23 protein-coding genes are annotated in these 20,185 nt (G+C 36.3%); 6 read left to right on the top strand and 17 right to left on the bottom strand.

Annotation, left to right across the window (positions count from 1 at the left end; all coding sequences use genetic code 11):
• Position 1 precedes the first annotated feature (1 nt).
• From nuoK to ACS8MM_RS14735, 11 genes are all read right to left on the bottom strand, one after another.
• Positions 2-322 (bottom strand): NADH-quinone oxidoreductase subunit NuoK, encoded by a 321-nt coding sequence (nuoK, locus tag ACS8MM_RS14785; protein ID WP_379718298.1) that lies wholly within the window; start codon positions 320-322, stop codon positions 2-4.
• 1 nt (position 323) lies between these two features.
• On the bottom strand, positions 324-833 hold the full coding sequence (locus ACS8MM_RS14780; RefSeq protein ID WP_379718296.1) for an NADH-quinone oxidoreductase subunit J family protein: 510 nt from the start codon (positions 831-833) through the stop codon (positions 324-326).
• A gap of 1 nt (position 834) precedes the next feature.
• Entirely contained in the window at positions 835-1,374 is a 540-nt protein-coding gene (locus ACS8MM_RS14775; protein WP_379718294.1) for a NuoI/complex I 23 kDa subunit family protein, read from the bottom strand.
• Between the two features lie 4 nt (positions 1,375-1,378).
• Positions 1,379-2,419, bottom strand: a complete 1,041-nt coding sequence (gene nuoH / locus ACS8MM_RS14770; RefSeq protein ID WP_379718292.1) for an NADH-quinone oxidoreductase subunit NuoH — start codon at positions 2,417-2,419, stop codon at positions 1,379-1,381.
• Between the two features lie 3 nt (positions 2,420-2,422).
• Positions 2,423-3,451 (bottom strand): 2Fe-2S iron-sulfur cluster-binding protein, encoded by a 1,029-nt coding sequence (locus ACS8MM_RS14765; RefSeq protein WP_379718290.1) that lies wholly within the window; start codon positions 3,449-3,451, stop codon positions 2,423-2,425.
• An 88-nt stretch (positions 3,452-3,539) separates the two neighbouring features.
• Complete coding sequence (gene nuoF, locus ACS8MM_RS14760; protein ID WP_379718288.1) at positions 3,540-4,907, bottom strand: NADH-quinone oxidoreductase subunit NuoF; 1,368 nt, start codon at positions 4,905-4,907, stop codon at positions 3,540-3,542.
• A gap of 4 nt (positions 4,908-4,911) precedes the next feature.
• Positions 4,912-5,442 (bottom strand): NADH-quinone oxidoreductase subunit NuoE family protein, encoded by a 531-nt coding sequence (locus tag ACS8MM_RS14755; RefSeq protein WP_379718286.1) that lies wholly within the window; start codon positions 5,440-5,442, stop codon positions 4,912-4,914.
• A gap of 5 nt (positions 5,443-5,447) precedes the next feature.
• Positions 5,448-6,683 (bottom strand): NADH-quinone oxidoreductase subunit D, encoded by a 1,236-nt coding sequence (locus tag ACS8MM_RS14750; protein ID WP_379718284.1) that lies wholly within the window; start codon positions 6,681-6,683, stop codon positions 5,448-5,450.
• Positions 6,684-6,703: 20 nt separating this feature from the next.
• A complete protein-coding gene (locus ACS8MM_RS14745) occupies positions 6,704-7,225 on the bottom strand; it encodes an NADH-quinone oxidoreductase subunit C (protein WP_379718282.1) in 522 nt (173 codons plus the stop codon).
• A 1-nt stretch (position 7,226) separates the two neighbouring features.
• Complete coding sequence (locus ACS8MM_RS14740; RefSeq protein WP_379718280.1) at positions 7,227-7,778, bottom strand: NADH-quinone oxidoreductase subunit B; 552 nt, start codon at positions 7,776-7,778, stop codon at positions 7,227-7,229.
• Positions 7,779-7,845: 67 nt separating this feature from the next.
• The gene (locus tag ACS8MM_RS14735) at positions 7,846-8,211 is read right to left on the bottom strand and encodes an NADH-quinone oxidoreductase subunit A (RefSeq protein WP_379718278.1); all 366 of its coding nucleotides are present in this window, start codon (positions 8,209-8,211) and stop codon (positions 7,846-7,848) included.
• A 219-nt stretch (positions 8,212-8,430) separates the two neighbouring features.
• On the opposite strand from ACS8MM_RS14735, the gene ACS8MM_RS14730 reads away from it, so the two are divergent.
• Positions 8,431-10,041, top strand: coding sequence for a DUF6794 domain-containing protein (locus ACS8MM_RS14730; RefSeq protein ID WP_379718276.1), 1,611 nt, complete (start codon positions 8,431-8,433; stop codon positions 10,039-10,041).
• A 1-nt stretch (position 10,042) separates the two neighbouring features.
• Here the strand turns inward: ACS8MM_RS14730 and ACS8MM_RS14725 are convergent, their stop codons facing one another.
• Together ACS8MM_RS14725 and ACS8MM_RS14720 are read right to left on the bottom strand one after the other, a co-directional pair.
• A complete protein-coding gene (locus tag ACS8MM_RS14725) occupies positions 10,043-11,587 on the bottom strand; it encodes an Rne/Rng family ribonuclease (protein WP_379718274.1) in 1,545 nt (514 codons plus the stop codon).
• Between the two features lie 346 nt (positions 11,588-11,933).
• A complete protein-coding gene (locus ACS8MM_RS14720) occupies positions 11,934-12,224 on the bottom strand; it encodes an HU family DNA-binding protein (protein ID WP_073308587.1) in 291 nt (96 codons plus the stop codon).
• Between the two features lie 132 nt (positions 12,225-12,356).
• Between ACS8MM_RS14720 and mutY the strand changes: the two genes are divergently transcribed.
• Genes mutY through gldD form a run of 3 tightly spaced genes read left to right on the top strand, consistent with a single transcriptional unit; the run spans position 12,357 to position 14,426 of the window.
• Positions 12,357-13,388, top strand: a complete 1,032-nt coding sequence (gene mutY, locus ACS8MM_RS14715) for an A/G-specific adenine glycosylase (protein WP_379718271.1) — start codon at positions 12,357-12,359, stop codon at positions 13,386-13,388.
• Between the two features lie 38 nt (positions 13,389-13,426).
• A complete protein-coding gene (locus ACS8MM_RS14710) occupies positions 13,427-13,849 on the top strand; it encodes a single-stranded DNA-binding protein (RefSeq protein WP_379718269.1) in 423 nt (140 codons plus the stop codon).
• Between the two features lie 10 nt (positions 13,850-13,859).
• The gene (gene gldD / locus ACS8MM_RS14705) at positions 13,860-14,426 is read left to right on the top strand and encodes a gliding motility lipoprotein GldD (RefSeq protein WP_379718267.1); all 567 of its coding nucleotides are present in this window, start codon (positions 13,860-13,862) and stop codon (positions 14,424-14,426) included.
• Between the two features lie 49 nt (positions 14,427-14,475).
• On the opposite strand, the gene ACS8MM_RS14700 is transcribed toward gldD, so the two are convergent.
• A complete protein-coding gene (locus ACS8MM_RS14700; protein ID WP_379718265.1) occupies positions 14,476-15,012 on the bottom strand; it encodes a heavy-metal-associated domain-containing protein in 537 nt (178 codons plus the stop codon).
• Positions 15,013-15,116: 104 nt separating this feature from the next.
• Here ACS8MM_RS14700 and ACS8MM_RS14695 point away from each other — a divergent pair, with 104 nt between their 5' ends.
• The gene (locus tag ACS8MM_RS14695; RefSeq protein WP_379719036.1) at positions 15,117-15,983 is read left to right on the top strand and encodes a DMT family transporter; all 867 of its coding nucleotides are present in this window, start codon (positions 15,117-15,119) and stop codon (positions 15,981-15,983) included.
• An 86-nt stretch (positions 15,984-16,069) separates the two neighbouring features.
• Positions 16,070-17,308 (top strand): T9SS type A sorting domain-containing protein, encoded by a 1,239-nt coding sequence (locus tag ACS8MM_RS14690; protein ID WP_379718263.1) that lies wholly within the window; start codon positions 16,070-16,072, stop codon positions 17,306-17,308.
• A 128-nt stretch (positions 17,309-17,436) separates the two neighbouring features.
• On the opposite strand, the gene ACS8MM_RS14685 is transcribed toward ACS8MM_RS14690, so the two are convergent.
• The 3 genes from ACS8MM_RS14685 to ACS8MM_RS14675 all read right to left on the bottom strand — a co-directional run bounded on the left by ACS8MM_RS14685 (position 17,437) and on the right by ACS8MM_RS14675 (position 20,118).
• On the bottom strand, positions 17,437-18,495 hold the full coding sequence (locus ACS8MM_RS14685) for an NAD(P)/FAD-dependent oxidoreductase (RefSeq protein WP_379718261.1): 1,059 nt from the start codon (positions 18,493-18,495) through the stop codon (positions 17,437-17,439).
• A gap of 170 nt (positions 18,496-18,665) precedes the next feature.
• Complete coding sequence (locus ACS8MM_RS14680; RefSeq protein ID WP_379718259.1) at positions 18,666-18,905, bottom strand: NifU family protein; 240 nt, start codon at positions 18,903-18,905, stop codon at positions 18,666-18,668.
• A 79-nt stretch (positions 18,906-18,984) separates the two neighbouring features.
• On the bottom strand, positions 18,985-20,118 hold the full coding sequence (locus ACS8MM_RS14675; RefSeq protein WP_379718257.1) for a P-loop NTPase: 1,134 nt from the start codon (positions 20,116-20,118) through the stop codon (positions 18,985-18,987).
• Positions 20,119-20,185 lie beyond the last annotated feature (67 nt).

Genomic DNA, 20,185 nt, shown 5'->3' with positions numbered 1-20,185 from the left:
TTTATCCTTTTAAATTCTTTAAATTATCAACATCAATCGATCCTGTATTTCTGAAAATAGAAACCAGAATTGCTAAACCCACTGCTACTTCTGCAGCAGCCACAGCCATGGAGAAGAATACGAACACTTGTCCTTCTGCATCCTGATGTAAAGTAGAAAAAGCCACCAACAAAAGGTTTACGGCATTCAACATAATTTCGATTGACATAAACATGATGATTGCGTTACGTCTGTATAATACTCCAAATGCACCTATACAAAACAATAGTACACTCAAAAAAATGTAATTTTCAATACCTATCTCATTCAGTATATTTCCCATGTTACTCTACTGTTTTTTGTTTTTTAGACAATAATACCGCACCGATCATAGCTACTAATAACAAGATGGAAACGAATTCGAACGGCACCATGTATTCATTCAACAATACTTTACCCAAAACTTTAATCGATTGAAAATCTTGTCCACTAGACTGATAGTTATCAATCTTAGGCATAGCATTGATGAAAGCTTTCAACATTACGTAGCATAAAATACCGAAAGCAACTATGGCAGCAAATACTGAGGCTTTGGATTTAATGGGTTCATTGTCTTTGTTAAGATTCATCAACATGATTGTGAAAAGAATCAATACCATGATTGCTCCTGCATAAACGATAATATGCACCAATGCTAAGAACTGAGCGTTAAAAAGTAAATAATGCCCTCCAATACTGAAGAAACACATTACCAAATAAATAGCACTATGAATTGGATTTTTACTGATTACTGTCATAAATCCGGTAGCTAAAGTTACCGCAGCCAGTATATAGAATATAGTTAGTAACGACATATTAGTGAACTGATTTAGAATTTTTAATCGCCATTTCAAGCGGCATTACTAATTTATCTTTTCCGTAGATGAAGTCTTCTCTGTTCGATGCCGATTTCACAATTACTTTCGATTCGGTTAAGTAAATAGCATCCTTTGGACAAGCTTCTTCACATAAACCACAGAAAATACAACGCAACATATTGATTTCATATACCGAAGCATATTTCTCTTCGCGGTACAAGTGCTCTTCTCCAGGTTTACGTTCAGCTGCCGTCATGGTAATGGCTTCAGCAGGACAAGCAACAGCACACATACCACAAGCGGTGCAGTTTTCACGTCCTTGCTCGTCACGTTTTAACATATGTTGTCCACGATATACCGGACTGAACTCACGTTTTTGTTCCGGATATTTAATGGTTACTTTTCTTTTGAATAAGTGTTTGATCGTAATTACCAATCCTTTTGCGATGGCAACTATGTACAAACTTTCGAAGAAAGTCATCTTTTTGTTAGAGACTTCTTTTTTTCTTCCTGATAATGAAATGGTATCTATTGACATTTTATTATACGTATTTATCAGCTATAATAATGAAAATTCCAGTCAACACAATATTAGCAATTGCTAAAGGAATTAACATTCTCCAACCTAAGTTCATTAATTGATCGTATCTGAAACGCGGGATAGTCCAACGAATCCACATATAGAAGAATATGAAGAAACAGATTTTCGCGAACAACACAACGATACCCAATATATTGGCAATATTTACCCCTGCATTTTCGGCCATCCAGTCCATTCCTGGATAATTATAAGCACCGAAATAAAGGATAGACAAAATTGCTGATGAAATAAACATAGCGGCGTATTCACCAAACAAATAGAATCCCATTTTCATAGATGAATATTCTGTGTGGTGACCACCAATTAACTCGGCCTCACATTCTGCTAAATCGAAAGGCGTTCGGTTTGTTTCAGCGAAAGAACACACTAAGAAAATTAAGAAACCAACCGGTTGGTAGAACACATTCCAGTTCATTCCTTTTTGACCAGCAGCAATCTCACTTAAGCTTAATGTTTCAGTCATCATTACCAAAGCAATTACTGACAATCCCATGGCTACTTCATAAGAAATCATTTGAGAAGAGGCACGCAAAGCACTCATTAACGAATACTTATTATTCGAAGCCCATCCACCAATCATGATTCCGTAAACGCTAGTAGACAAAACAGCGAAAACGTACAATAACGCTACATCAATATCTGTAGCTTGAAGAATTACTGTTCTTCCGGCGATTTCCAACTTATCTCCCCATGGTAATACTGCACTAGTAATAAGTGCCATACTCATAGAGATTGCTGGTCCTAAGATGAATAAAAATTTATTAGGCGTATCAGGCATAAACTCTTCTTTGGCGAAAAGTTTCAAACCATCAGCAAGTGGTTGAAGAATACCTCCTTTACCTGCACGGTTTGGACCGATACGATCTTGAAGCCAAGCAGCGATTTTACGCTCAGCTAATGTAGAATACATCGCCATTAACATGGTAATAGCGAATATTGCAACAATAAAAATACTTTTTTCTATGATAATTGCACTGTCCATTTCTTATTGTTTTGAATTTTCAGTGTCCTTTAAAGGAACATCTACCATACTAATTTTTTTACGGTCTTGCTCACGTCCGATAAGAATGTGGTCTTCTGTTTTGATTTCCACTTTTGGAGTATTGAGCGCATATTTGTTACGGTTGATTACTGAAGTTTTCTCGAAAGTACGAGGTCCTTCAATAGTCCAATCGTTCACCTCTTTTTTATCGAAACGGCACGTATTACAGATGAATTCTTCCACTTCATGGTATTCGTCTTTACGACCCGTAACACGTTGAATTTCGTTACCAAACATCCAAACTGTAGTTTTCCCACAACATTTATCACAATCTCTATGTGCGTTATATGGCTTACTGAACCAAACTCTCGATTTGAATCGGAACGTTTTGTCAGTCAACGCACCTACAGGACACACATCAATCATATTTCCTGACATTTCATTGTCGATAGCTTTGGAAATACAAGTTGAGATATTAGCGTGATCACCACGATCCATTACACCATGTACACGTTTGTCTGTCAACTGATCTGCTACCTGAACACAACGTTGGCATAAAATACAACGATTCATGTGCAATTGAATATTCGGACCGATATCTTCCGGTTCGAAAGTTCTTTTGGTTTCGATGAAACGTGTTTGTGATTTTCCGTGTTCGAAGCTTAGGTTTTGCAAATCACACTCTCCTGCCTGATCACAAACCGGACAGTCCAACGGGTGATTGATCAACAAGAATTCAGTAACCGATTTTCTTGCTTCTTCCACACGAGGTGAAGCTTTGCTGGCTACCTCCATACCATCCTGACATCCTGTTACACAAGAAGCAACCAGTTTAGGCATTGGTCTTGGATCTGCTTCACTACCTTTGGTAACATCAACCAAACAGCAACGGCATTTTCCTCCGCTTCCTTTTAATTTAGAATAATAACACATGGCTGGTGGAACTACTTCTCCACCAATCATTCTTGCAGCTTGCAAGATTGTTGTTCCTGGTTCGACTTCTATCGATTGACCATCTATTGTTACTTTCATTCTCTATATTGTTAGAATGTTTAAAGTTCGAATGTTTTTAAAGTTTTTGGGACTTTTCAACTTTCCAACTTTCAACTTTGAACTCAACTTATATTGTTTGCTTTGCCACTAAATGCTTAACTTTTTCGAAAGGTTCAGCAACAAAGTGATCTCTATTTTTAATTTTTTCAGGGAAACGAACATGGTATTCGAATTCTTCTCTGAAGTGACGAATTGCCGCAGCTACCGGCCAAGAAGCCGCATCACCTAATGGACAAATCGTGTTTCCTTCTATTTTCGATTGAATACTCCATAACAGCTCGATATCCTCTTCACGACCGTGACCGTTTTCGATACGGTGCAAGATTTGCTCCAACCATCCTGTTCCTTCACGGCAAGGTGTACATTGACCACAAGATTCGTGGTGGTAGAAACGTGAGAAATTCCATGTATTACGAACAATACAAGTCGTATCATTGTACACGATGAAACCACCTGATCCTAGCATTGATCCGGTTGCGAATCCACCATCCGATAATGATTCGTAGGTCATCAAACGATCTTCACCGTTTGCAGTTTTATAAATAAGATGTGCAGGTAAAATTGGCACTGAAGAACCACCAGGCACTAACGCTTTCAAAGGGCGATCGTTCAACATACCTCCCAAATACTCATCAGAATTCATAAATTCTTCTACAGAAAGGCCCAACTCGATTTCGTAAACGCCAGGATTTTTGATATGTCCTGAAGCAGAAATCAATTTGGTTCCAGTAGAACGGCCTACACCTATTTTTGCATACTCTTCACCTGTATTCATTACAATCCAAGGCACAGCAGCAATGGATTCCACGTTGTTAACCACGGTAGGATTTTGCCATAATCCCTGAACAGCAGGGAATGGTGGTTTGATGCGAGGATTTCCTCTTTTACCTTCCAATGATTCGATAAGGGCCGTTTCTTCTCCACAAATGTAAGCTCCTGCACCGCAGTGAACGTACAATTCCAAGTCGTAACCAGAACCCATAATATTTTTTCCTAACCAACCGGCAGCTTTAGCTTCGGCTATAGCTCTTTCCAAGATTTTATATACCCACATGTATTCACCACGAATGTAGATATAGGACAAATTAGCTCCTAAAGCATAACTTGACGTAATCATTCCTTCGATTAATAAATGCGGAATATATTCCATTAAATAACGGTCTTTGAACGTACCTGGTTCAGACTCGTCGGCATTACAAACCAAATGACGCGGTTTACCTGATTTTTTATCGATAAAACTCCATTTCATTCCCACAGGGAAACCAGCACCTCCACGACCACGGATTCCGGAAGTTTTCACTTCTTCAGTAACTTCATCGGGAGTCATCTGTTTCAACGCCTTTTCCACAGAAGCGTAACCACCATTTTGACGGTACACCTCATAGGTTTTAATACCCGGAATATTGATTTTGTCTAATAATATCTTTTTTCCCATAGCACTATTTATCCAATAATGTTACTTTACCTGCTTTACAGTCATCTATAAGCTGGTCTACTTTTTCTTTCGTTAGATTTTCATGATAGAAATCACCTAACTGTAACATTGGTGCGTATCCACAAGCGCCCAAACATTCTACTCCACGCACTTCGAAAAGTCCATCGGCTGTTGGCTCACCAATTTTTACACCTAATTTCTCACAAGTGTAATCCATTAAATTTTCCACACCGCGTGTTACACAGCATGACGTTTGACAAAATTCAAACATGTATTTACCGATTGGTCTTCTGTTAAACATCGTATAAAACGATACAACTTCATAGACTTCAACGGGTAAAATTCCTAAAATTTCAGCCACTTTATCCTGCAATTCATAGCTCAACCAGTTATCGTGAGCATCCTGTACTTCATGTAATACCGGAATTAAAGCCGATTTGCGTTTATCCTCCGGATAATGACTGGTTAGCTCATTAATTCGAGCTAATAATTCAGGAGTAATATTGATTTCTTGTTTAAAATTATGTTTTTCCATACTCATTATGCGTCTAATTCGCCAGCGATAACATTTAAACTTGACAAGGTTGCGATAGCATCAGATAGATTCTGACCTCTAACCATATCGTTAAATGCTTGATAATATATAAAACACGGTCTTCTGAAATGTAAACGGTATGGCGTACGGCTACCATCTGTAATCAGATAGAAACCTAACTCACCGTTTCCTCCTTCAACTGGGTGATACACCTCAGTCAACGGAACCGGAACCTCACCCATTACAATTTTAAAATGGTAGATAAGAGATTCCATTGTAGTATAAACATCCTCTTTTGGAGGCAAGTAATATTCTGGAACATCAGCATGGAATGGGCCTTCAGGCATTTTTGCCAAAGCTTGTTTGATAATTTTCAAACTTTCCCACACTTCGGCATTACGAACACAGAAGCGATCGTATGTGTCACCTGATTTTCCAACAGGAACATCAAATTCGAAATCTTCATAAGAAGAATATGGTTGCGCAACACGAACATCATAATCGATACCTGCAGCACGTAAATTAGGACCTGTAAATCCGTAACTCATGGCTTTTTCAGCAGAAATAGGACCAACATTTATTGTTCTGTCCATAAAAATACGGTTACGCACCAACAGATTTTCAAATTCTTGCCAAACACCAGGAAATTCTTCAAGGAACGCATTAATTTTAGTCCACACGGCCGGCGACCAATCTCTTTCAAAACCACCTATACGCCCCATATTCGTTGTTAGACGGGCACCACAAATTTCCTCGTAGATTTCATAGATTTTTTCACGGAACTGAAACACATACAAGAAACCTGTTAAAGCTCCTGTATCAACACCTAGAACCGAATTACAAATAATATGATCCGCAATACGCGCCAATTCCATTACGACAACACGCATGTATTGCACACGCTTAGGCACTTCAATACCTAAAGCTTTCTCCAACGTCATCCACCAACCCATATTATTGATTGGTGCCGAACAATAGTTCAAACGATCCGTCAATACGGTAATTTGGTAAAAAGGACGATTTTCAGCAATTTTTTCAAAAGCTCTGTGAATGTAACCCACTGTTCCTTCCCCATCCAAGATTCTTTCCCCATCCATTAAAAGGATATTTTGAAAGATACCGTGAGTAGCAGGGTGCGTAGGTCCTAAATTCAATATAGTTAATTCGCTTCCGTCTTCATTTCTTCTCTGATTGATGACGTTTGCGTAACGTTGTTCTGGTGGTAATAATAACTCTGACATGGGTAAAGTTTTCAGGTTTATTAACAATTTTGTTGTGTTCTTCCGAAGAAACGGTCGTCTTTATCAGTACGTCCTCCGTCTTCAAGCGGGAATTCTCTTCGCATTGGAAAAACTGTCATTTCGTCCATATTTAAAATGCGTTTCAACTGTGGGTGACCTTTAAAAATGATCCCAAAGAAATCGTAGGTTTCACGCTCCATCCAGTTAGCTCCTAAAAACAAAGGGATAACCGAATCAATTTCCGGATTTGAAGCTGGTAAAAAGCTTTTGATTCTAATACGGACATTATCCAACCAATTGTGCATATGGTAAACAGCCGCAAATTGGCGTTCTTCTGCGTATTCAGGATGATGAATACCACAAATGTCGGTTAGAAAATTAAAACGAAGTACTTCGTCTTCTTTTAGGTATTTCATAACTTCTAAAATAGCATCGGGTGCCACTTCAAAAGTTAATATATCGTGTAGTTGTACAAAATCAGACACTTTTAGCCCAAATTGTTCAATTAATTTCTGTTGAATTACAGCGCTCTCTAAAGCCATACTATTTGATGTTATAAGAACCTAATAAATCTTTATACTCGTCTGAACTACGACGGCGTACCGATTCGTTTTTCACAATTTCCTGTAAACGCATGATTCCGTCTAAGATTTGTTCCGGTCTTGGTGGACATCCAGGTACATAAACATCTACCGGAATCACTTTATCAATACCCTGTAATACCGAATAGGTATCAAAAACACCTCCTGATGAAGCACATGCACCTACCGCAATTACCCATTTAGGCTCTGACATTTGTTCGTATACTTGACGTAAAATGGGTGCCATTTTTTTGGCAATAGTACCCATTACTAAAAGCATATCGGCCTGACGAGGAGAAAAACTCATACGCTCAGAACCGAATCGTGCCACATCATAATGCGATGCCATAGTTGCCATAAATTCTATACCACAACAAGAAGTTGCAAAAGGCAAAGGCCAAAGTGAATTAGCGCGAGCCAATCCTACCACATCACTTAGTTTTGTAGCAAAAAAGCCTTCTCCGGCATAACCTTCCGGAGCATCGGCCATCTTATATTTAGAAGAATCACTCATATTATTTAGATTTTGGGCATTGGGTCTCCGATTTCAATTCTTCGACCGCAAATCTCAATTTCACGTTTTATTCCCACTCCAATCCTTTTTTCTTGATCACATAATAGAAACCAACCACAAGCAAAGCCATGAAGATTCCCATTTTTGCTAGACCTTCCATTCCCATTTCACGGAAATTGACAGCCCATGGATACATAAAGATAACCTCCACATCAAACAACACGAAAAGGATAGCTACCAAGAAATATTTTACAGAAAACGGTACACGAGCATTTCCAACAGATTCAATTCCACATTCGAAATTTTTATCCTTATTGGCTGAATGACGTTTAGGCCCTAACAATCCTGAAATAAAGATCGTAGCTCCCACGAAACCTACTGCTAATCCCACCTGCATCAAAATGGGCAGAAAATCCAACTGATTTGTTTGCATATTGTTTGAATAGTTTTATCAGAACAACAAAGATAATTGGGAGCAAGTTAAATAACAATTATAAATATGTATTTCGTTACAAAAACACACTTTATTTATGTTATTTTTATTCATTCTAAACAATTTTAGTGTTTTAAAAAAAAGAAATCACACATATATCAATGAAATAAATTCACAATCTTTACATTTTCCGTCGACACAACAAAATAGAACATCAAAATGAAAGCAAAACTTTTCCTTTCCATATGGTTTCTTTTCAATTTACACTCGTTTGGTCAAGCTCCAAAAAACCTAACTGAATGCAACACCTATTTTGACAAAAAGCTACACCCAAAAGACATAAGACACATCAAGAATCTTTCGGAAGACGGACTAGTGTCATTACATATGAGCATGGGAATGTCAATCAGAAACAGTTGGATTCACGGAAATCGGAATCCTGAATTAATCAGCTATTTTAGCATGATGGACATTCACCATCCAGACGACATATCCACCATCATAATTAAAAACTATTGGCATTATCTGAACAAAACTATGTTTGATCTAACTTCCGAAATAGCACATTATCACGAATACTGGAAGAGAAGCTATGAAGAAAGCAAGAGAATGCAAGAAAAAACAACCATTATTGAGCAAAAATTTGCTGAAAATTACGTAAACATAAAATACAACAACAAAAGCCCTTTCACATTAAAACTTCCTGATTACAAAAATGACAGCTGGGTATTTTCAAATGAATTCATAAAATATAAAAATGGATATATTATCAATTCATTAACCACTAGTCCGGGAACAAAAACAGAAATTTCATACCGCTACTTCTACATAAATCTCAAAACCAATCAATTAGTTAAACTGAAATTTAAAGCTTTTGACTCAGTGCAATCTGTAATCAACATTAATTCTACATTATACATTGCAGGCAAAAAAAACAACAAGCTAAAAATCACATCACAAACTGGTGAGAAAGTAACTCCTTTGAGTCTATCAATCTCAAAAGAGAAAAATCTCACACTATTAAACAACTGGATAAAACTAGGCGCAAGAAACGACACGTTATTTGCCCTACAACCCAATGGCCTATTCTTTTATAACGGCAAGAACTGGGAACACAAGGAACAATTTGATTTTGAAAACATTTTCAAAAAACACTTTGAAACAACACCTCTCATACCTACAGAAAACATCAAAATCACTTCTCAAAAATTGTATTTTTTGCAGGAGGTTTTACAAATGAGAAACTGCAGTTTATTGGAATTTGATTTCAGAAAGAAAGAATTATCTGAGTTTTGGGAAAAACACAATTTATCAGACAATTACCACCAAGAAATCAGCACCTATACCACTATAAACGACAGCACATTAATGCTCGCATCAGAAAGAGCCGGCAACAATATTTTATTATCAGAAAAAGATATAGATCTAAAGATTTATTTACACAATGGCAAAGTAAAATCAGACACAATCAACAATCTGAATATCAGAAAGGTACTCACAACAAATGATGGTTTATTACTCATTGGAGAAAACGGCTTGTTTGATTTAAAAAACAACGAAATAACCCGACTTACAACTTTTGAAAATACTGAACAAACAATAAATAACGGCAAAAGCAGGTCACATTTCAAATTTTATCCAAGAAGTTGCGAAATTATAGCTGAAGAAGAATATTTAATTGGAGGAATGTTTGGCGGATTATATAGGCTAAATCTAAAAAACAAAACAATATTATGCCTAGATGACAATTACCCTCTTCAAACCATTGAAATACTAAACCTAGAAAAACAAAAAAACCGCCAGGATTTCTCAAGGCGGTTTTTGAAGTAATTTAATCTTCTATAGAATTTCCGTTTTGATCTAAAAACTTGTATTCTAAATACGTGTAAGCGTCACGAGGTATAATTTTCACCCATTTTTTATGTTCAAAAAACCATTTTGAACGTATTGATGGAAAACCTTTGGTAAGGTAGGCAGCAATAAAAGGATGTACGTTTAATCGTATTTTTTTATGCTGTTTAACGAGTCTTTCTAAATCCGAAGCTATCTTATCTATAACAACAATTGGTGCATCAACTTCTGCATGCTCATTGTTTGGATCTTCTTCTTTAGTTTTAATATTTACTTCCGGTCGGACTCTTTGACGTGTAATTTGGACCAAACCAAACTTACTTGGAGGTAATATTTTGTGTTTTGCTTTATCGTCACTCATTTCTTCTTTCAAGAAATCATATAAGACTTTGCGGTTATCTGGATTTTGCATATCAATAAAATCCACCACAATAATTCCGCCCATATCACGAAGTCGTAACTGACGAGCCACCTCAGCAGCAGCTATCATATTCACTTCAAGCGCCGTATCTTCTTGATTGGCAGCTTTATTTGAACGATTACCACTATTAACATCTATGACGTGCATAGCTTCGGTATGTTCAATGATAAGATAAGCACCTTTGCTCATTGAAACTGTTTTCCCGAACGAAGTTTTGATTTGGCGTTCAATACTATATTTCTCAAAAAGAGGCACGTCTTTCGACTGATAGAGTTTGACGATTGATTCTTTTCCTGGAGCAATTTGCTGCAAATACTCCTTAGTTTCGTTTAACAACTCTTTATCATCAGTAATAATTCCGCTAAAAGTATCATTAAAAACATCCCTTAAAATGGAGGATGCCCTATTTAATTCACCTAGCACTTTTGACGGATGATGAGCTGTCGGAATGCGCTTGCACATTGCTGTCCATTTGTCCAACAAATTTTGCAAGTCTTTGTCAATTTCTGCAACTTTTTTGCCTTCGGCTACTGTTCGAACAATGATACCGAATCCCTTTGGTTTTATCGATTGGACCAAACGTTTTAGACGATCTTTTTCTTCTTTGGATTCAATTTTCTGAGAAATCGAAACTCTATCTGAAAAAGGCACTAAAACAATATATCGACCAGCAAGAGAAAGTTCAGAACTTATTCTTGGCCCTTTGGTTGATATTGGCTCTTTAACCACTTGTACTAAGATTGATTGATTTGCACTAAGCACATCGGCAATAGCACCATCTTTATTAATCTCAGACTCGAAAGGGAAATTTTTTAGGGAGAAATCTTTTATTTTACCTGCGCTTACAAGTTTAATGAATTTCAATTGAGAAGCAAGATTTGGACCCAAATCATGGTAGTGTAAAAAGGCGTCTTTTTCAAAACCCACATTTACAAAAGCCGCATTCAGACCAGCAACCGGTTTTCTTATTTTGGCAATAAAAATATCACCCACCTGAAAGTTGCTTGTTTCTTCTTCTTTGTGTAATTCAATTAGTTTTCCATCTTTTAATAAGGCAAAATCTACAGCTTCAGAACTTGTACGAATAATTAATTCTTTATTCATGTGTAAATTTTTATCCCAACTTTTTGGCAAGAAATCACAACATAACGGATCATAAACAAAAGATGACTATGATTTATACCGAATGACTCAATGCTAATTGTGAGGATGGATTAAACATTTTTTTACAGGCAATTTACCCGATGGCAGATTTCGAAATTTAAAAATGAATTTATTTCTGAAATCACCGATTTCAATGAACGTTTAAAAAGAAAAAAGTAGTTTAGAACTACTTTTTCTTTTTGTGACGGTTAGCTCTCGCTCTTTTTTTACGTTTGTGAGTAGCTACCTTATGTCTTTTTCTTTTTTTACCACTTGGCATAACTTTGTAGTTTTATTGATTAGTAAATTATTTTGCTTCGTTATTTGTTTTTACACCTTCTACGAACACTTTAGCAGGTTTGAATGCTGGGATGTTGTGCGCAGGAATTTTGATGGTTGTGTTTTTTGAAATGTTTCTTCCTGTTTTTTCAGCTCTTGTTTTAACAATAAAACTTCCGAAACCTCTTAAATACACATTATCACCTGTCTCTAATGAATTTTTCACCTCATCCATAAAAGATTCAACTGTAGCTTGAACATCTCCTTTTTCTAAGCCTAATTTGTCAGCAATTTTAGCTACGATATCTGCTTTTGTCATTTTAATATATAAATTAAGTTTATCTAATTTTTTTGAGAGTGCAAATATATAAATTAAAAAAAGAATAATTCAACTATAAACGATTAAAATTTAATAACATAAAGATTTATTTTTGCCAACCAATACTCAACAATGATATTTAGTAAGACATTAATTACGTGGTATTTAGAAAATAAACGCGATTTACCTTGGCGAAATACAACCAATCCGTACCACATTTGGTTGTCCGAAATTATGCTGCAACAAACGAGAGTCGCGCAAAGTTTATCCTATTTTTTTGCTTTTACCGAAGCTTTTCCAACGGTTTTTGATTTGGCCAACGCAGAAGAAGAACAGGTTTTAAAACTATGGCAAGGATTGGGCTATTATTCAAGAGCCAGAAATCTGCACGCGACCGCAAAACACATAGCTTACAAATTAGAAGGCAACTTTCCCAACAACTATAACGATTTACTTTCCTTAAAAGGAATAGGTGAATACACTGCGGCAGCTATTGCCTCTTTCGCATTTAATGAAATAAAACCGGTAGTCGACGGCAATGTATATCGTATTCTAGCACGTTATTTCGGAATCACGACTGATATCGCATCAACAAAAGCCAAAAAAGAATTCACACAATTGGCATCAGAATTGATCGATCCAAAAAAACCCGCTTTGTTCAATCAAGCCATTATGGAATTCGGCGCTTTACAATGCACACCAAAAAGCCCAAATTGCTCCATCTGCCCATTAAACAACAGTTGTTTGGCTTTAGCACATAAAAAAGTCAACGAATTACCCATCAAACTCAAAAAAATAAAAATTAAAGATCGCTTCCTGAATTACATCCTTATTATAGACAACAACAACAAAAGTATTGCCAACAAAAGAACTCAAAAAGGAATTTGGCACAATTTGTATGAATTACCTTTAATTGAAACTGATTGCCTGGAAACCGAGAGCGATATCAAACAAAAAATAATTAAAGACTATCCAGAAGAAAAAAAAATAACACTGCTAACCTCAGAAAGCACCATTCACAAATTATCCCATCAGCATCTTCATATTCGTTTCTGGAAAGTAGAACTCGAAAAAACTTTGGACAACAGTTTACATTATGAAGAACTAATGCAGCTCCCATTCCCCATTGTACTTCATAATTTTATGGAGAACAATAAGTATTGATTTTTTACGTATATTTGATAACAACTAAATTATAAGCCATGAACGGTACATTGAACAAAGTAATATTGATAGGTCATTTAGGTGATGAAGTGAAAATGCATTATTTTGATGGTGGAAATTGCATAGGAAGATTCCCATTAGCCACTAACGATATCTACATCAATAAAACCACAGGAGAAAAAATCACCTCTACCGAATGGCACAATGTGGTTGTACGAAACAAAGCGGCCGAAATTTGCGAAAAATACCTTTCAAAAGGCGACAAAATCTATGTTGAAGGACGAATCAAATCTCGCCAATGGCAAGCTGAAGACGGGTCTACCAAATACACTACGGAAATACAAGTTACCGAATTTACTTTTTTAACTACTAAAAAAGATTCGGAAGCTGTTAAAAACACTCCGGATACACCAAAAAGCACTAATTTTGACAATCCAATTGAAAACGACTTACCTTTTTAATTCTTAATTAATGCCGACTAAATACCTTAGCCTTTTACTTTTTGCCTCTATCAGTATAGCTGTTATAAGTTGCAAAGACGATGTATTACCAAAACCCAAAGCGTATCTAAGTTTAGAATACCCAAAACCAAATTATAAAGCATTTGATCAGAATTGCGGTTACACTTTCGAATACAACACACTTGGAAAAGTAGTCGATCAGGGCAATTGCAATTTCCACATAGATTATCCCAAACTAAAGGCTACAGTATATTTAACCTACAAACCGGTCAATCAAAATATAGACAAACTATTACGTGATGCACAAAAACTCACTTATGAGCATGTCATCAAAGCCGACGGCATTGTGGAACAACCTTATGCAAATAAAGAAAAGAGAGCGTATGGTATGTTTTATGAAGTTGGAGGAAATGCCGCTTCGCAGTCACAATTTTACCTAACCGACAGTACAAAACATTTCTTGGTCGGTTCAGTTTATTTTTATGCAAAACCTAATTTTGATTCTGTTTTACCCGCAGCAGCGTATATTAAAAACGATTTACGCATTTTAATGGAATCCTTAAAATGGAAGAAATAAAAAAAAGCTTCAGCAATGCTGAAGCTTTTTTTATTACAACTATCTACAATTATAATGTAGCTGGTTTTGCATCTTTCTCAGAACATGCTTTTTTACCTGAACAACATCCCGATTTCTTTTCGGCTTCAGGTGCTGCTTCTGTTTTAGCTTCATCAGCTTTAGCAGCTTTCTTTTTCTTTTTCTCTTGTTTTGGCTCCTGATAGTTCATTGCTTTATCCGCAGAGTTTTTAACATCAGAAACTTTATACGTTTTACCATCCGCAACAGCCTCGACAGTTTCTACTAATTTCTCTGGAGTTTGAATTGCGGCATCATATTCCACAGTTGCCGTTTTCTTTTCAAAATCAACACTCGCTTTTTGCACACCATCCATTCCGGCTAATTTGTTTTCGATTGTTTTAGCACAACCCATAGCACAAGTCATACCATCAATTTTAAAAGAAGTTGTTTCTGCCTTAGCAACTGTTTTAGTTACTTCTTTTGGCGCACTTTCTACTGTGGTACTTTCAGCAGCCTCTTTTTTACAACCAATCAAGGTCAGACCAGCACACACTAAAGCCAGGACCGAAAATTTCATATTTTTCATAGTATTGAATTTTAATTGTTTATTATGCAATGAAGCAAAATTATCGAAAAAGTAATTTGATTGTCATAAAAATAACAGAATTTTGGGAAATCAAACTCCGTCCCATGTTCTCAAAAAACAACAAATGGCTTTTATTAGTTCTTCTCTCATTGATTTGGGGAAGCTCCTTTATACTTATCAAACGTGGTCTAGTAGGACTAAATCCCTTTCAATTAGGCGCTTTACGGATTATTTTCGCATGTGTCTTCATGGTAATTATTGGTTTTAAAAGCATTTCTAAAATACCACTTTACAAATGGAAATATGTCGCCATAACTTCCTTATTTGGAAATGGATTACCCGTTTTTTTATTCGCCTATGCTCAAACAGGCATTAAAAGCTCCGTTAGTGGAATTTTAAATTCATTAACACCGTTATACACATTACTTATTGGTGTCCTCGCATTTGGCTTGTCTTTTGTAAGAAATCAGGTAATTGGGGTCATTTTAGGATTAACAGGCTGTCTACTTTTGATTATATTTGGAAAAAGTGCGAGCGGTGAAACCAACTATTTTTGTGCTTTATTAGTTGTCATAGCAACAATCTGTTATGCTTTGAATGTAAATTTAATCAAGAAATACTTATCCGATGTTAGTCCGCTCGCCATTACAACTGGTAACTTCCTAACACTCTTAGCACCTGCACTACTAATTTTATTCGTTAGCGGTTATGGCGAAATCATGACTGAACCAAAAGTGATAAATTCGACACTGTTCATTATTATTTTAGGAATGGTAGGCACTGGAATTGCCAACATTTTGTATTACCAACTCATACAGATCACCTCACCGCTTTTTGCATCATCGGTAACTTATTTCATACCCATTGTAGCAATGAGTTGGGGAATACTTGATGGAGAAATCTTAAACCTTATGCAGTTTGTTGGAGCTGGTGTAATTTTAAGTGGTGTGTATTTGGCGAGTAAAAAATAAAACGTCAGCCCTAAAACAAAAAGTTGTATTTGTAACTTGAATACAGCTTTATTTTATTATAACTTTGATTATCAAACCCATAACCTATGAAATTAAAACATTACCTATTATTACCAGTACTGTTTTTAAAAATCAATTTATTTGGACAAATTTCTAATCAGCTAAATTCCCGAGTAGAAAAAGATGGAAATAGCTCTGGAATTTCAACTACACAAAATAGTAATCCATCATTAACTTTGGCATCTTCCCATTTAAACTTTGACGGAGTAAATGATCATGTAACAATTACTCATTTTGAAAGACCGACGGAATTCACTTTTGAAGCTATGATAAAAACGAGCGTAACTTCTGAAGTATGCATACTATCATGGATAGATGATCAAATTGACACCGGTTACAATGTTGATAGAAGCAAAATAAAAATTTTAAATGGTAAATTATTATTCCATTTTGACCTTAATTCCGGAGGTATTCCTTATTCCTCTTCTGGCCGTTATATGGGAAACATCACGATTAATGACAATCTTTGGCATCATATAGCAGTTGTAAAAAAAAATCAGGCAAGTAATGATGTTTTGTTATATGTAGACGGAGTACTAGATATTACAGGAACTCTAGGGATTTATCAATATAGATCTAAAAACATTTATTTAGGAGCTGATGGCAAATATGTCTATGAGGCACCTATTGCAAATTCAAACTTGTCAAAACACAAGGAAAAGTCAGAAAACAAAGAGACACAAAGGAACGTTTATTCTCCAATCCCATTTGAATTCTACCCAGGCGATTTAGACGAAGTACGTGTATGGAACAGAGCTTTACCCATAGCTGAAATTCAAAACAATATAAATTGTGAACTGCCCTCTCCAACTACTCAAAATGGTTTAATCGCTTATTACAATTTCAATCAAGGACTTGATGGCGACAATAATAGTTCTGTAACTACATTAACAGATGCTACAAGTAATGGCTATAACGGGACTTTAACTGATTTTGCATTGAATGGTACAACATCAAACTGGATGGCAGGTTCAAGTATTGTTTCCGGTAACACTTGTGCTCCTTTTTTGAGTACAACTGATTTTGAAATAAACCATCAGTTCAAATTATATCCAAATCCAGCTACAAATGTAGTGACTATAGAATTCAAATCTTTAACAAATGTTCAGTTAGAAATAATTGACATTAATGGTAGAGTTTTATTAAATCAGGCATTAGATTACACTAGCAACAAATTAAATATAACTACTTTACCATCGGGAATTTATTTGTTTAAAATAAATTCAAAAGAAGGTATAGCAACGAGCAGGGTAATTAAACAGTAAAAATATTTTTGCAGCAATGGCTGTCCAGAAAGTATAGACACTCATTTTTAAGAAATCAATGCTTTGCTCATAAACAACAAAAGAGGCGGAATCCCGCCTCTTTTGTTGTTTTATCGATATCAAAACTATTATTCAATTGCTTTTACAACTGCTTTTTCTGCTTCTTTTCTAGATCCATCAAATCCATCAATTCCCGATACTGTAGTATATTTCAATACATATTTTTTCCCAGGATTCAACTTGTTGTACACACTTTGACACATTAAAGTAGCTTCGTGGAAACCACATAAAATTAACTTCAATTTGCCTGGATACGTATTTACATCACCTATCGCATAGATACCTTCAACATTAGTCTGGTAATCCAAAGCATTGTTCACTTTAATAGCATTTTTTTCAATTTCCAATCCCCAGTTGGCAATTGGCCCTAATTTTGGAGTCAATCCAAATAATGGAATGAAATAATCACAAACCACATTCATGCGTGCACCATTGATTTCAATATCAACAGATTCTATTCGTTCTGAACCCTTGAAACCGATTACTTCGGCAGGCGTAATCAATTTGATTTTACCTTGTTTTTTCAATTCTTGTACTTTTTCAACCGAATCCAACGCACCGCGGAATTCATTACGTCTATGCACCAAAGTCACTTCGGAAGCAACATTCGAAAGGAAAATACTCCAATCCAAAGCCGAATCACCACCGCCTGAAATTACAATCTTCTTATCACGGAATTTTTCAGGATCTTTCACAAAATACTCCACTCCACGATCATCCTGCTCGTAAAACTCCAAATCTTTCAACGATGGTTTCCTTGGTTCAAATATCCCTAAACCACCTGCGATAGCAACCGCTTTTGCATGATGTTCAGTTCCTTTGTTAGTGGTTACAATAAAAGTACCGTCTTCTAATTTTTGAATTTTTTCGGCTACTTCGTTCAATGTAAAACCAGGCTGGAACTGTTTGATTTGTTCCATCAAATTATCAACCAATTCTCCTGCATTTACGGAAGGGTATCCCGGAATATCAAAAATGGGCTTTTTCGGATACAGCTCTGTCAACTGTCCGCCCGGTTGAGGCAAGCCATCTATAATATGGCATTTTAATTTTAAAAGTCCGGCTTCAAACACCGTAAAAAGTCCTGTTGGACCGGCACCTATGATAAGTATATCGGTTTCAATCATTATTCTATGGATTGTAAAGTCATCGGGCGACTACATATTGCGTTAGGGATTGCAGCATTTGTCTGAGCTCTTTTGTTTTCATCTTTTCGATGATAACAAAAAGCGAGTGCGGAAAGCCCGGCCACGCCAAAGCGAGGAAACGCCCAAAAAATTAGTACTGAGATTTTAATTTAAGCAACATTCACTACCGTTTCGATTTGCGGCGCATATTTTTTGATAGTCGTTTCAACACCTGCTTTAAGCGTACTGATACTTAAACTACAACTTGTGCACGCTCCTTCAAGGCGAACTTTAACGTGCTTTTCATCTTCGATAGCCACTAATGAGATATCACCGCCGTCAGAATTCAAGAACGGACGAATTTCCTCTAATGCCTTTTCGATATTGATTGTTAATTCTTCTTTTGTCATCTTTTTTAGATTTTTAGACATCTATAAAATCTGTTTCAGCTGTACCATTGCTTGCAACGAACAGCTGAAAAAGCGATTTTTATTTTTTATTTACAGCAGAGCAACCTGCCATAGTGGTTATTTTAATTGCTTCGGTAGCAGGTAAATTTTCATTTCTGTTTACCACTTCTTGCACTACGTTTCGTGCGATATTTTCAAAAATTCCTTCCAATGGAGAAGCGGTCTGAAGCGCAGCTGGTCGGCCGTAATCTCCAGCCTCACGGATACTTTGAACCAATGGCACTTCACCAAGGAATGGCACTTGTAAATCTTCTGCAAGATTTTTTGCACCCTCTTTACCAAAAATGTAATATTTATTGTTCGGCAATTCTTCCGGAGTGAAATAGGCCATATTCTCAACGATACCCAAAACCGGTACATTGATACTGTCTGACATAAACATTGACACTCCTTTTTTAGCATCGGCTAATGCCACTGCTTGCGGAGTACTTACTACGACAGCACCGGTGATTGGCAAAGATTGCATGATGGACAAATGGATATCTCCGGTTCCTGGTGGCAAATCGATTAACATGAAATCCAATTCTCCCCAAGCCGCGTCAAAAATCATTTGATTCAATGCCTTTGCAGCCATTGGTCCACGCCAGATTACCGCCTGACTTGGTGCTGTAAAGAATCCGATAGACAACAATTTAATTTCGAAACTTTCAATCGGTTTCATTTTCGATTTTCCATCAACTTCAATTGAAATTGGCTTTTCAGTTTCTACGTCGAACATGATTGGCATGGACGGTCCATAAATATCGGCGTCTAAAACTCCGACTTTGAATCCCATTTTAGCCAAAGTTACAGCCAAATTAGCAGTAACGGTAGATTTACCAACACCACCTTTACCCGAAGCCACTGCAATAATATTGCTGATACCCGGAATTGCTTTTCCTTTGATCTCGTTTGCTTTTTCAGGAACTTCAACTTTGATATTGACTTTTACCTTCGCATCAGCTGAAAAAGTATCATGAATTAATTTGCGGATATCGTCTTCTGCTCTTTTTTTGATGTGCATGGCTGGTGTTGATAACACCAAATCAACCACAACCTCATCTCCGAAAGTGATTACGTTTTGTACGGCACCGCTTTCCACCATATTCTTTCCTTCACCAGCTATCGAAATGGTTTCTAAAGCCTTAAGGATTTCTTTTCTATCTAATTTCATTTCTTTGGTAATTCTGTTTCAGTTATCTTTATTTAAACTGATTTTAGATTGCAAAGATAGTCAGAAG

This window comes from Flavobacterium sp. MAHUQ-57 (assembly GCF_051908335.1).
In the GTDB taxonomy this organism is placed as follows: domain Bacteria; phylum Bacteroidota; class Bacteroidia; order Flavobacteriales; family Flavobacteriaceae; genus Flavobacterium.
This window is presented reverse-complemented; position numbering and strand designations above follow the sequence as displayed.